The sequence below is a fragment of the Streptomyces peucetius genome, assembly GCF_025854275.1.
In the GTDB taxonomy this organism is placed as follows: domain Bacteria; phylum Actinomycetota; class Actinomycetes; order Streptomycetales; family Streptomycetaceae; genus Streptomyces; species Streptomyces peucetius_A.
The window spans coordinates 1,749,273-1,761,923 of record NZ_CP107567.1 but is presented as its reverse complement, the minus strand read 5'-3'; the positions used below and the strand labels follow the sequence as shown (position 1 = coordinate 1,761,923).

Sequence of the window (12,651 nt, the reverse complement as noted above, 5' to 3'; positions counted from 1 at the left end):
GTCAGGCGGTCTCTCGGACGCAGCGCGCCAGGATGCGCAGCCCCTCGTCCAGCTCGTCGGCGGAGATGGTCAGCGGCGGCAGCAGCTTCACGACCTCGCTCTCCGGTCCCGAGGTCTCCAGCAGCAGTCCGAGCTCGAAGGCGCGGGCGCAGACGGCGGACGCACGCGGCTTGTCCTCGAACTCCATGCCCCAGACCAGACCGCGGCCGCGGAAGCTCACGCCCTCGCCGCCCATCTCGTCGACGATGGCCAGCAGCGCGCGCTCGACCTGCTCGCCGCGGGCGACGGTCTGCTTCTCCATCTGGCCGTCGGCCCAGTAGGTGTTGAGCGCGGCGGCGGCCGTCACGAAAGCCGGGTTGTTGCCGCGGAACGTGCCGTTGTGCTCGCCCGGCTCCCAGACGTCCAGCTCCGGCTTGAACAGCGTGAGCGCCAGGGGCAGCCCGTAACCGCTGATGGACTTGGAGACGGTGACGATGTCCGGCACGATGCCGGCCTCCTCGAAGGAGAAGAAGCCGCCGGTGCGGCCGCAACCCATCTGGATGTCGTCGACGATCAGCAGCATGTCCTGGCGGTGGCACAGGTCCTGCAGCGCGCGCAGCCACTCGGCGCGGGCGACGTTGATCCCGCCCTCGCCCTGGACCGTCTCGACGATCACGGCGGCCGGCTTGTTGAGGCCGGAACCCTGGTCCTCGAGCAGCCGCTCGAACCACAGGAAGTCGGGGACCTGGCCGTCGAAGTAGTTGTCGAACGGCATCGGCGTGCCGTGTACCAGCGGGATACCTGCGCCGGCCCGCTTGAAGGCGTTGCCGGTGACGGCGAGCGAGCCGAGCGACATGCCGTGGAAGGCGTTGGTGAACGAGACGATCGCCTCGCGTCCCTTGACCTTGCGGGCCAGCTTCAGCGCGGCCTCGACGGCGTTGGTGCCCGTCGGGCCGGGGAACATGACCTTGTAGGGCAGGTCGCGCGGCCGCAGGATCACGTTCTGGAACGACTCCAGGAACGCGCGCTTCGCGGTGGTGGCCATGTCCAGGCCGTGGGTGATGCCGTCACGCTCGATGTAGTCGATCAGAGCGCGTTTCAGCACCGGGTTGTTGTGCCCGTAGTTCAGCGATCCGGCGCCGGCGAAGAAGTCGAGGTAGGTGTGGCCGTCCTCGTCGTGGAGGTGGCTGCCCTGCGCGCGGTCGAAGACGGCGGGCCAGCCGCGGCAGTAGCTGCGCACCTCGGACTCGAGGGTCTCGAAGACGCTCAGGGCGGGCGGGGTGATGGTCACAGCGGACTCCAGGGGGTGGGGGTCGGGCGCGAGAGTTCTGGGATCACACGGCGCGCGGCATTCCGTGCCGGCGCGCGGCTTTCGGTACGCGTCAGGCGGCGACGGGACCGATGCGGTACAGCACTTCCGGCTGATGCGTCCCCTCGGGGAACAGCCCGCCGTCGAAGAGGACCTCGCGGCTGAGGGTTGCTCCGTGGCGCTTGGCGTAGGAGGTGAACAGGGCGTCGGAGGCGGTGTTGTCCGGGGTGATGGTGGTCTCGATCTCGCGCACCCCGTGGCCGCCGGCGACCTTGGCGGTCAGTGCATCCAGCAGGACGCCGGCCAGTCCCCGGCCCCGGTGGGCCCGGTCGACGGCCACCTGCCAGACGACGAGCGCCTCGGGGCGGTCGGGGCGTACGTATCCGGTGACGAAGGCGATGGGCGCGCCGTCACGGCCGCGGGCCACGACAGAGGTGGCCGCGAAGTCGCGACACCACAGCAGATAGCTGTACGAGGAGTTGAGGTCCAGGACCTCGGAGTCGCGGGCGATGCGCCAGATCGCGGCTCCGTCCTCCACTCGTGGGGTGTCGATCTCCAGGAATTCGTTTCGGGCTCGTACAAGGTCTTCTTGTGCGGCGGTCATGTCGATTCAATTTACCGAGCAAATTCCGAGATTGCATCGGCCCAGGGGGTTGGGTGGCGAGAGTCGTTGTGTTATCGCGCGGGCGCGCGCTCGACGCTGATCTTCGAGCGATCGCGGGCCTTTTTGCGGATATTTCGGGGCATACCGCTGCCGATGTGGGGTCGGTCACATGTTGGTAACCCCGTTGACACGTGATTGAATCGCCCCCTGAACCGATATGAATCTGTACGTTTAAGCGTCCGGATCGGGGGCAGCAGAATGCGGGGAGCTGTTTACTTGAATTCGCTTCCCGCATTTATGTTTGATGCTGCGGGTCACCATGAAAGCAAATATACGAAAAGCGGCCCGGACCGGTTACTTCCAGCTTTCGTCGGCCGCCCGGAGCGCGGCCTCCGGGTCCACCGCCCTGCCGTGCCCGGCCAGTGCGTCGCCCAGTGCCGCGAGCGAGGACCGCACGACGTGACGGCTCGCGTCCACACCGTAGTGGTTGACCCGGATCATCTCCGCGGCCAGCGCCCCACCACCGGCGACCAGCGGCAGCGACGCGTCGGTGGCCAGCGCCTTCGCCACCAGATCGCGGGCGTCCACGCCGGCCGGGGCACGCAGGGTCGTCGCCACCGGGGCGGCGTCCGGCACCTCGTGCACGTACGGGGTGAGACCTCCGCCCAGCGCGAGCGCTCCCGCCCGGGTGGCCGCGGCGGCACGGGCATGGCGGGAGATCACCGTGTCCAGGCCCTCCGACTCGATGCGCTCGACGCACGCCTCGAGCGCCAGCATCTCCAGCTGCGCGGGCGCGTGCAGCAGGGCCTTGCGCCCGCCGTCGATCCACCGCTGCTTCCAGTCGAGCAGGGACAGGTAGGAGCCGCGGGGCGCGGCCGGATTGGCGGCGATGCGCTCCCACGCCCGCTCGCTCACGGACACCGCCGAGACGCCCGCAGGGCCGCCCATCGCCTTCTGCGCGCCGATCACGCACAGGTCCACTCCCCAGGCGTCGGGCAGCAGCGGCTCCGCCGCCACGGAGGCGACCGCGTCGAGCATGAACACGGCGCCGTGCGCCCGTACGACCTCGCCGATCGCGGCGACCGGATTGGTGTTCCCGGTCGCGGCCTCCGCGTGCACCAGCGAGACGAAGTCGATCTCCGGGTGGGCGGCGAGCGCCGCCTCCACCTGCTCGGCGGTCACCGCCGTGTGGAAGGGCACCTCGAGGTCCACGACGTGCGCCCCGCAGTCGCGCAGCCAGTTGCCGAAGGTCTGCCCGTAAGGGCCGGTGACCACGTTCAGCGCCGTCGAGCCGGGGTGCGCGCCGCCGCGGATGCAGCCCTCCAGGGGCAGCAGCGCCTCGCCCTGCATGATGATCACGTCCTGCTCGGTGCCCAGCAGGGCGGCGACCCTGCGCTCGATGGACGCGAAGTGCGCGGCGGTCAGCGGGGCCAGGTCCAGCAGGGCGTGTGTCACGGCGGTGCTCTGTTTCTCTCGGAGTCAAGGTGTTGTTCGGACAGTGTTCGGGCTCTGGCCCGAGACTACCGAGGGCCTCGTAGAGTTCCTGACATGAGCGATCACACGGTGCTGCATGTGAAGGGGCGGGTGCTCGTCGGGCCCGAGGAGGTGCGCGACGAAGTGTGGGCGGTGGACGGCCGGATCACCTTCGAGCGTCCCCGCGCCGAGGCGGTCACCGTGCACGGCTGGGCACTGCCGGGACTGGTCGACGCCCACTGCCACGTCGGACTCGACCAGCACGGCCCGGTCGATGCCGTGACCAGCGAGAAGCAGGCCCTCACCGACCGTGAGGCGGGCACGCTGCTGATCCGCGACGCGGGCTCCCCGTCCGACACCCGCTGGATCGACGACCGTGAGGACCTGCCGAAGATCGTCCGGGCCGGCCGGCACATCGCCCGCACCCGCCGCTACATCCGCAACTACGCGCACGAGATCGAGCCCGAGGACCTGGTGGCGTACGTGGCGCGGGAGGCCCGCCGGGGCGACGGCTGGGTCAAGCTCGTCGGCGACTGGATCGACCGGGACGCCGGCGACCTGACCGCCTGCTGGCCGCGCGCCGCGGTCGAGGCGGCCATCGCGGAGGCACACCGTCTGGGCGCCCGGGTGACGGCGCACTGCTTCGCCGAGGACTCGCTGCGCGACCTCGTGGAGGCGGGCATCGACTGCATCGAGCACGCGACCGGGCTCACCGAGGACACGATCCCGCTCTTCGCGGAGCGTGGCGTCGCCATCGTCCCGACCCTGGTGAACATCGCCACCTTCCCCTCTCTCGCGGCGGGCGGGGAGTCCAAGTACCCCGCATGGTCCGCCCATATGCGCCGGCTCCACGAGCGCCGCTACGACACGGTGCGCGCGGCCTACGACGCCGGCATCCCCGTCTTCGTCGGCACGGACGCGGGCGGCTCCCTGGCGCACGGCCTGGTGGCGGCGGAGGTCGCCGAGCTGGTGAAGGCCGGCATCCCGCCGCTGCAGGCCCTGTCCGCGACCACCTGGGGGGCCAGGAGCTGGCTGGGACGCCCGTCGCTCGAAGAGGGTGCCCCGGCGGACCTGGTGGTCTACGACGAGGACCCGCGGGCCGATGTCCGGGTGCTCGCCGCCCCGCGCCAAGTGGTCCTGAACGGGCGTCTCATCGGCTGACCGGCCCGCTCGCCTCCCGCCGGCCGGTGCGTCTCGCCGGCGGGCGGGCAGGCGGCGGTGCTGTGTTGACCGAGCGTGACCCCACGCCCGTCGGCATCGTTGGAACACTTCGCGCACGCCCCCGCCGGTGAACCGGCGCACCAACCTTGAGCCGTGCAGCGCGGACCGCAGAGGGAACGCACGTGCCTCCGGATTCGAAAACGGTCTCGGAAACCCCACTTTGGAGTGAACTCACCTCAGGCGTCTGTCGGTTCACTCTCCGTGCGTAAGGATTCCGGTGTCTGGTCGCCGCCGTCCACGTGTCCCCGTGGGACGGCGGGCGACGCCATGTCTCTGTGGGGGTTCCACCACCTTGAACAGCAACACCTTCCGCATGCCCGCAGGCAGGACGGCCGCCGCGCTGGCCGCCGCCGCGCTGGCCGCACTGCCCGTGGCGGCCGCCGCCCCGGCCCACGCCACCGGCGGCGGCGAGGGCCGCGCCACCGCGGTCGTGCTCCGCGCCGGCCTGGACGTCTCCCTGCTCGACAAGACCGTGCAGGTGCCCCTGGAGACCACGCTCAACGCGGTCCAGGCGCCCGACAGCGCCGAGAAGACCGCGCTGAGCGTCGAGTTGGACGGCGTCGAGAAGGGCAGGCCCGTCCGGCTGCTGCGGGCCGACGTGGCCACGTCCCGGGCCACGGTGGAGGGCGGCAGGGCCGAGGCGTACAGCAACCTGGCCGACGCCAGGGTGCATGTGCCCGGCCTGCCGCTGCTGTCGCTGATCCAGGTCCAGGAGGCCACCTCCAAGGCCGTCTGCGAGGCCGGGAAGCAGCCCGTCGCCGAGTCGAACGTCCTCGGCACGGTGAAGGTCCTGGGCAAGAAGGTCACGCTCCGCGCGGGCGGGCCGACCCGCGTCCAGGTGCCGGGCGTGGGCGAGGTGAGCCTCGAACTGTCGAAGACGCACACCACGTCCCGTACGGCCGCCGCGACGGCCCTGCGGCTCGACATCGCCGTCGACCCGCTGAAACTGAATGTGGCGGAGGTGAACGGCGGGATCACCCTCGTCGAGGCGACCTGCGAGTCGCCCGACGCGCCCAGGACACCCGAGAAGCCCGCGGAGCCGGCACCGCCGGCCGAGGACGGGCCGGCCCACGAGCCCGCGGACGACAAGCCGGCCCGGGACGTCTCCGCCCAGTCCGGCGCCGAGCCCACCGAGGAGAACCTCGCGGAGACCGGCGGCAGTTCGACGACTCCCTACCTCGCGGGCGGCGCCGCCGTCCTGCTCGCCGCCGGCGCCGCGGCGACGCTCCTCGCCCGCCGCAGGTCCAAGGGCTGACAACCGGTCACGGCGACCGGGCCCCTCAGGAGGGGGAGGGGCCCGGTCGTGCACCCGGTGCGCGCTTTCAGTGACCGACCATCGCCAGTGCCTGGTCCAGGGCCTGCAGGAACCGGTTGGTCGTGACCCGGTCGCGTACAGCCAGCCGCAGCCAGTCGTCGTCGAGCCCGGGGAATGTGTCCCCGCGCCGGGCCGCGAACCCCAGCAGCCGCAGCCGCTCCCGCACCTGCGCCGCACGCCGCACCCGTACCAGGACGAACGGGCCCTCGGCCGCCTCCACCGCCCGCACCTCCTCGAACTCGGCCAGCCCGGCCAGCAGATGAGCCCGGTCGGCCGCGATCCGGCACGCGGCCGCCTCCGCCTCCGCCAGAGCGGCCGTGCCCATGCACGCCTCGGCCGCGACCAGGGCGGGCGTGGACACCGGCCACAGCGGCTGCGCCCGCTCCAGCGCGGCTGTGGTCTCCGGCTCCGCGAGCACGTAGCCGATGCGCAGGCCTGCGAGCCCCCAGGTCTTGGTGAGGCTGCGCAGCACCACCAGGCCGGGTATGTCCGTGCGCCCGGCCAGCGCCTCGCTCTCGCCCGGCACCGCGTCCATGAACGCCTCGTCCACGACCAGCAGCCGTCCCGGCCGGGCGAGAGCGGCGATGTCCCGCGCGGGGTGCAGCACCGACGTGGGATTGGTCGGATTGCCGATCACGACCATGTCCGCCGCGTCCGGTACGGCCTTCGGGTCGAGCCGGAAGCCCTCCTCCTCGCGCAGCAGGAGCCGCTCCACACAGTGGCCGGCATCCCGCAGCGCCGCCTCCGGCTCCGTGAACTGCGGGTGCACGACGAGCGGCCGCCGCACCGGAAGGGCCCGCGCCAGCAGGACGAACGCCTCCGCCGCGCCCGCCGTCAGCAGCACCCGCTCCTGCGGCAGTCCGTGCCGGCGGGCGACGGCGGCCCGCGCCGCCCGGCCGTCCGGGTACGCGGCGAGAGAGCCGAGCGAGGCGGTGATGCGCTCGCGCAGCCAGCTCGGCGGCGTCCCGGTACGGACGTTCACGGCGAGATCGATCAGCCCCGTGGCCCCGTCCCGCACTTCCGCGTCGCCGTGGTGCCGCAGATCGTGCCCGCCGGGTCTCCGCCCCGGCTCCTCGGGGCGCTCGGGGTGCTCAGCGCGCGCGTACATGGCTGCCGTGCCGTGGCGGGGGAGAGCTGGTCACGGAAGTCTCCTCGGTGTGTGTGGGGGGATGAGGGCTCTGACGGTGGAAGGCTTCGAACAGAGGGTGAACAAACGCACGATGGTCATCATGGCGGCTGCGGCCGCATCGCGGCAGTGGTCGGTGACCTGCGCGACACCGCGGACGATGTCGTACCGGTCACCCGTGGCGGGCGGTCGCCGAACACTGCGTATGCGGCTCGACCGGCCCGCCCCGGCTCCGGGAGGCGTCCGCATCACCCCCGGCGGGCGATCGCACATGTCGCACCCGGTGGCCGTCCCACCGGGGCCGACCGCCGTTTGGGTACCAGCAGTTCGCCGCCCTCCGCCAGCGCCGCGGCCTCCGCGACCGACGGCGTACCGACCGCGCGCAGGGCCGCCGGGGACGGATTCCCCACCGGTACGCGCGCCAGCCGCCCGGCGGCGTACGTCAGCAGGGGAACACCGAGCCGCTCGGCGGCGCCCAACACTCCGGGCTCCGCCGCCTTCGCGTCGACGGTCGCCAGCGCCACCACGTCGGCCGGTGACAGCCCCGCGTCGCGCAGCGTCCCGACGACCAGCGCGTGCACCTCGTCGGCGGCCACACCCCGCGACGCGCCGACGCCGACGACCAGATTCATCGTCCCGGTCATGGACAGGCTCCTTCGGGTGACGGTCGGCGGCGGGTCAACCGGGTGAATCGACGGGCATCCGGATGTGCGGGAAGCTCCCGGGATCGGCTAGCAAGGGCGCATGGCGGTGATCGTCGCGCTCGGCGCGTTCCTGATGACGCTCTTCGGAGGCTGGACGGCCGCTCGCGTCACCGACCGCCGGCACCTCGTACTGGGCCTGGCCGGCGGGCTGATGCTCGGCGTCGTCGGCCTGGAACTCCTGCCGGAGGCGCTGGAGGCCGCGGACGCGTCGGTGCTGGGCGTACCGCAGGCGCTGCTGCTGTTCGTCGGCGGCTTCCTGGTGGCGCACATGGTGGAACGGCTGCTGGCCGTACGGCAGGCGGCACACGGCGCGGACCACCGGGTCCCGCAGGTGGGCCTGACCGCGGCCGCGGCCATGGTCACCCACAGCCTGATGGACGGCATCGCGCTCGGCGCCGCCTTCCAGGTCGGCGGCGGGATGGGCGCCGCCGTGGCGCTCGCCGTCGTCACGCACGACTTCGCGGACGGGTTCAACACGTACACGATCACCAGCCTGTACGGGAACACCCGGCGCAAGGCGAACATGATGCTGCTGGCCGACGCGGCGGCACCGGTCGTCGGCGCGGCGTCGACCGTGCTGTTCACTCTTCCTGAGGATCTTCTCGGCAGTTACCTCGGCTTCTTCGGCGGCGCGCTCCTCTACCTGGCCGCCGCCGAGATCCTGCCGGAGGCGCACCACGAACACCCCGCCCGCTCCACCCTGCTGTGCACCGTCGGGGGAGTGGGCTTCATCTGGCTGGTCGTCGGCGTCGCCGAATGAGCACGGCCCTCTCATGCGCGGCACGCCGCCGTGAACCGGGCCGCCACCCCCGGCCGTGACGCCCAGTGGGTGTGCAGGTAGCTGGCGTGCACGCCCTGTTGCACGAACCCCTCGACCCGGCGCTCCGGCCGCACCATGCCCCACGCGGGCGTCGGCCCGGCGCCCGGATCGAGCACCGTGCGGTGGAACTCGTGGCCCCGCAGCCGCGTTCCGGCGGCGGCGAGCGGGCTTTCGGCCACCGCGACGGCCTCGCGGTAGCCGAGCGTCAGCCTGCCCGACATCCGTGCCTCGGCGTCCAGGACGCCGCACATCGGCCTCCCGTCCAGGGACCTGGCCAGATACAGCAGCCCGGCGCACTCGGCGGCGACCGGAGCCCCGGAGCGCGCCAGTTCGGCGACCTCCTTGCGCAGCGGCTCGTTCGCGGACAGCTCGGGCGCGTACACCTCGGGGAAACCACCGCCGATGACCACGCCACGGGTCCCCTCGGGCAGCCGCTCGTCCCGCAGCGGATCAAATCCCACGACCTCCGCCCCGGCGGCGCGCAGCAACTCCACATGCTCGGCGTACGAGAACGTGAACGCCGCCCCGCCGGCGACCGCGACCACCGGCCGCGGGCCGTCGTCCGGCACACCGAGGGCATGGGCCGGGCCGCCGGCGTGCTCGCCCACGCCGGGCGCCCACGGCTCCTCGGGCACCCACGGCTGCTCGGGCAGCTCCGGCGCGGAGCGCGCCAACGCCAGCAGCGCGTCCAGGTCGCACCCCAGCCGGACCTGCTCCGCCATCGACGCCACCGCGTCCACCGCGTCGGCGTGGCGCTCGGCCACCGGCACGAGACCCAGATGCCGTGACGGCGTCGCCACCTCGGCCGCCCGCCGCAGCACGCCCAGCACCGGCACGCCCGACTCGCCGAGCGCCTCCCGCAGCAGATGCTCGTGCCGGTCCGTGGCGACCTTGTTGAGGATCACCCCGCCGATCCGCACCTCCGGGTCCCACGACGCGAAGCCGTGCACCAGCGCCGCCACCGAACGGGACTGCGACGACGCGTCCACGACCAGCACCACCGGCGCCCGCAGCAACTTGGCGACCTGCGCCGTCGACGCCAGCTCGCCCTGGTCTGCGGCGCCGTCGTACAAGCCCATGACGCCCTCGACAACGGCCAGTTCGCAGCCGCGCGACCCGTGCAGGAACAACGGGGCGATCAGGTCCGTGCCGCACAGGTAGGCGTCGAGGTTGCGGCCGGGCCGCCCCGTGGCCAGCGCGTGGTAACCCGGGTCGATGTAGTCGGGGCCGACCTTGTGCGGCGACACGGCGAGACCGCGCCCGGCGAACGCGGCCATCAGACCCGTCGCGACCGTGGTCTTGCCCGCCCCCGAAGACGGCGCCGCGATGACGAGACGTGCTACCACTCGATGCCTCGCTGGCCCTTCTGCCCCGCGTCCATGGGGTGCTTGACCTTCGACATGTCGGTGACCAGATCGGCGAAGTCGATCAGCTGCTGCGGCGCGTTGCGGCCGGTGATCACCACATGCTGGGTGCCGGGCCGCTCGCGCAGCACCTCGATCACCTCGTCGGTGTCGATCCAGCCCCAGTGCAGCGGGTACGCGAACTCGTCGAGCACGTACAGCCTGTGCGTCTCGGCGGCCAGGTCCCGCTTGACCTGCTCCCAGCCCTCACGGGCCTTGTCCTCGTTGGACTGCTCACCCTCGGCGGGCTCGCGCTGGATCCACGACCAGCCCTCACCCATCTTGTGCCAGGCGACCGTGCCGCCCTCGCCGCTGGCGCCCAGCACCTTGAGCGCGTTCTCCTCGCCGACCTTCCACTTCGCCGACTTCACGAACTGGAACACTCCGACCGGCCAGCCCTGGTTCCACGCCCGCAGCGCGAGCCCGAACGCGGCCGTGGACTTGCCCTTGCCGATGCCCGTGTGTACGAACACCAGCGGACGGTTGCGGCGCTGACGGGTGGTGAGCCCGTCGTTCGGTACGACGGACGGCTGTCCCTGCGGCATTACGCGGCCCTCCTGGTGGTGGATGTGTCCCGGACGTCCTTGACGAGCCCGGCGATCGATTCGGCCCGCAGCTCGTCGAGCGTGACGGCACTGCCGCCGAGCGATCCGGCGAGCGTGCCGGCCAGCCCGAGCCGTACCGGCCCGGCCTCGCAGTCCACGACGACGGCCGCGGTCCCCTCTGCGGCGTGCAGCCGCGCCGCGCGCAGTGCCGTCGGGAAGGCGTCACCGGCTCCGGCGGCGGTGGCCCGGCCGTCGGTCACGACCACCAGCAGCGGACGGCGCGACGGATCGCGCAGCCGCTCGACGCGCAGCACGTCATGGGCCTTCAGCAGCCCCTCGGCGAGCGGTGTACGGCCGCCGGTCGGCAGCGACTCCAGCCGGGCCGCCGCCGCGTCGACCGACGAGGTGGGCGGCAGCGCCAGCTCCGCGGCCCTGCCGCGGAAGGTGATCAGCCCCACCTTGTCGCGCCGCTGGTAGGCGTCCAGCAGCAGCGACAGCACCGCGCCCTTGACCGCGCCCATCCGCTTCCTGGCCGCCATCGACCCCGAGGCGTCCACCACGAACAGCACGAGGTTCCCCTCGCGCCCCTCACGGACCGCCTGCCGCAGATCGTCCCGGCGGACCACCAGCCCCTGTCCCATGCGCCCGCGGGCACGCTGGTGGGGAGCGGCGGCCTGGACGGTCGCCGCCAGATGCAGCTTGGTGAGCGCCCCCTGAGGCCGTCGTGCGCCGGTCGTACGCCCGTGGTCGGTGCGCGCCCGGGACCTGCGCCCCGCCGCGCCCTCACCGAGACCGGGCACGCTGAGCATCTTGGTCCGGAACGGCTCCGCGGCCCGTACGGGCTGCTGCTCGGCGCCGCGCCCGGTGCCGGGCGCGGGAGCGGGCGCCGGCTCGGACCCGGCGGCCTCGGGTGCCTCGGACGCGTCCGGCCCGCCGCCCTGCGGCGGCACCCCGCCACCGCCACCACCGTCGGGCCCGCCGTCCGGCCCGGGGTCGGGGTCCGGGTCCGGGTCGGGCTGGTCGTCCCCGCCGAACTCGTCCAGCGTCTCGTCGAGCTTCGACTCGTCCAGACCCGGCGCGTCGAAGGGATTGCGCCGCCTGCGGTGCGGCAGCGCCAGCAGCGCCGCCTGCCGCACGTCCTCCTCCGTGACCTCGCCCCTGCCCGCCCACGCCGCGAGCGCGGTCGCCGTCCGGGCCATCACGATGTCGGCACGCATGCCGTCGACCTCGAACGCCGCGCACGTCGCGGCGATCTGACGCAGCGCGACATCACCGAGAACCACGTGCGGCAACAGCTCCCGCGCCGCCGTGATCCGCTCGCGCAGCGCCTCCTCCTCGCCCGCCCAGCGCGCCGCGAAGCCCGCGGGGTCGTCGTCGTAGGCGAGCCTGCGCCGCACGACCTCCACCCGCAGATCCGGGTCGCGGGACGCCGCGACCTCCACGGTGAGCCCGAACCGGTCCAGCAACTGGGGGCGCAGCTCGCCCTCTTCGGGATTCATGGTCCCGACGAGCAGGAAGCGGGAGGCATGCCGTACGGACACGCCTTCGCGTTCGACGTACGAGGCGCCCATCGCGGCGGCGTCGAGCATGAGGTCCACGAGGTGATCGTGAAGAAGGTTGACCTCGTCCACGTAGAGGATCCCGCGATGCGCGTCGGCGAGCAGCCCCGGCTCGAACGCCTTCACGCCCTCCGAGAGCGCCCGCTCGATGTCCAGCGCGCCGACCAGCCGGTCCTCCGAGGCGCCGACGGGCAGCTCGACCAAGCGTGTGGGCCGCGCCTCCGCGGCTGCCGCCGCCTCGTGCGGACCGTCCGGGCACGACGGGTCCGGCGCGGCGGGCGCGCAGGAGAAACGGCACCCCGCGACGACGTCGAGGCCGGGCATCAGCGAGGCGAGCGCACGCACCGCGGTCGACTTCGCGGTGCCCTTCTCACCCCGCACGAGCACGCCACCGACCGCCGGACTGACCGCGTTGAGCAGCAGCGCCAGCCGCAGGTCGTCCATCCCGACGACCGCGGTGAACGGATAGGGGGTGCTCATCCTTTGATCACTCCTTCGTTTGAGCCGGGCGGGCGCAGCCCCGCCGGCTTCTGGGGCGCGGGCGTCCGGTGCAAGTTCCCACGGGCCGCCGGGCCCGCGGGAAGGGCGGGGCG

10 protein-coding genes and 1 pseudogene are annotated in these 12,651 nt (G+C 72.9%); 3 read left to right on the top strand and 8 right to left on the bottom strand.

Annotation, left to right across the window (positions count from 1 at the left end):
- Position 1: 1 nt before the first annotated feature.
- The 3 genes from ectB to OGH68_RS08105 all read right to left on the bottom strand — a co-directional run bounded on the left by ectB (position 2) and on the right by OGH68_RS08105 (position 3,347).
- The gene (ectB, locus tag OGH68_RS08115) at positions 2-1,270 is read right to left on the bottom strand and encodes a diaminobutyrate--2-oxoglutarate transaminase (protein WP_264242654.1); all 1,269 of its coding nucleotides are present in this window, start codon (positions 1,268-1,270) and stop codon (positions 2-4) included.
- Positions 1,271-1,361: 91 nt separating this feature from the next.
- A complete protein-coding gene (gene ectA, locus OGH68_RS08110; protein ID WP_264242653.1) occupies positions 1,362-1,892 on the bottom strand; it encodes a diaminobutyrate acetyltransferase in 531 nt (176 codons plus the stop codon).
- A 354-nt stretch (positions 1,893-2,246) separates the two neighbouring features.
- Entirely contained in the window at positions 2,247-3,347 is a 1,101-nt protein-coding gene (locus tag OGH68_RS08105) for a pyridoxal-phosphate-dependent aminotransferase family protein (protein ID WP_264242652.1), read from the bottom strand.
- A 93-nt stretch (positions 3,348-3,440) separates the two neighbouring features.
- On the opposite strand from OGH68_RS08105, the gene OGH68_RS08100 reads away from it, so the two are divergent.
- Complete coding sequence (locus OGH68_RS08100; RefSeq protein ID WP_264242651.1) at positions 3,441-4,526, top strand: amidohydrolase family protein; 1,086 nt, start codon at positions 3,441-3,443, stop codon at positions 4,524-4,526.
- 352 nt (positions 4,527-4,878) lie between these two features.
- On the top strand, positions 4,879-5,841 hold the full coding sequence (locus tag OGH68_RS08095) for an SCO1860 family LAETG-anchored protein (protein ID WP_264242650.1): 963 nt from the start codon (positions 4,879-4,881) through the stop codon (positions 5,839-5,841).
- Between the two features lie 67 nt (positions 5,842-5,908).
- Here OGH68_RS08095 and cobC read toward each other — a convergent pair whose 3' ends face one another.
- Positions 5,909-7,009, bottom strand: a complete 1,101-nt coding sequence (gene cobC, locus OGH68_RS08090; RefSeq protein ID WP_264242649.1) for an Rv2231c family pyridoxal phosphate-dependent protein CobC — start codon at positions 7,007-7,009, stop codon at positions 5,909-5,911.
- Between the two features lie 272 nt (positions 7,010-7,281).
- Positions 7,282-7,671: pseudogene (locus OGH68_RS08085) on the bottom strand (cobalamin biosynthesis protein); the annotation flags it as partial.
- 100 nt (positions 7,672-7,771) lie between these two features.
- On the opposite strand from OGH68_RS08085, the gene OGH68_RS08080 reads away from it, so the two are divergent.
- Positions 7,772-8,491 carry a ZIP family metal transporter gene (locus OGH68_RS08080; protein WP_264242648.1) on the top strand — a complete coding sequence of 240 codons (720 nt, stop codon included), beginning with the start codon at positions 7,772-7,774 and terminating at the stop codon, positions 8,489-8,491.
- A gap of 11 nt (positions 8,492-8,502) precedes the next feature.
- Here the strand turns inward: OGH68_RS08080 and OGH68_RS08075 are convergent, their stop codons facing one another.
- The 3 genes from OGH68_RS08075 to OGH68_RS08065 are packed head-to-tail and all read right to left on the bottom strand — an operon-like array spanning position 8,503 to position 12,538.
- The gene (locus tag OGH68_RS08075; protein ID WP_264242647.1) at positions 8,503-9,897 is read right to left on the bottom strand and encodes a cobyrinate a,c-diamide synthase; all 1,395 of its coding nucleotides are present in this window, start codon (positions 9,895-9,897) and stop codon (positions 8,503-8,505) included.
- A complete protein-coding gene (gene cobO, locus OGH68_RS08070; RefSeq protein WP_264242646.1) occupies positions 9,891-10,499 on the bottom strand; it encodes a cob(I)yrinic acid a,c-diamide adenosyltransferase in 609 nt (202 codons plus the stop codon). Before cobO ends, OGH68_RS08075 begins: the two co-directional genes overlap by 7 nt.
- Positions 10,499-12,538: a putative cobaltochelatase gene (locus OGH68_RS08065; RefSeq protein WP_264242645.1), complete on the bottom strand. Its 2,040-nt coding sequence runs from the start codon at positions 12,536-12,538 to the stop codon at positions 10,499-10,501. Before OGH68_RS08065 ends, cobO begins: the two co-directional genes overlap by 1 nt.
- Positions 12,539-12,651: the final 113 nt, after the last annotated feature.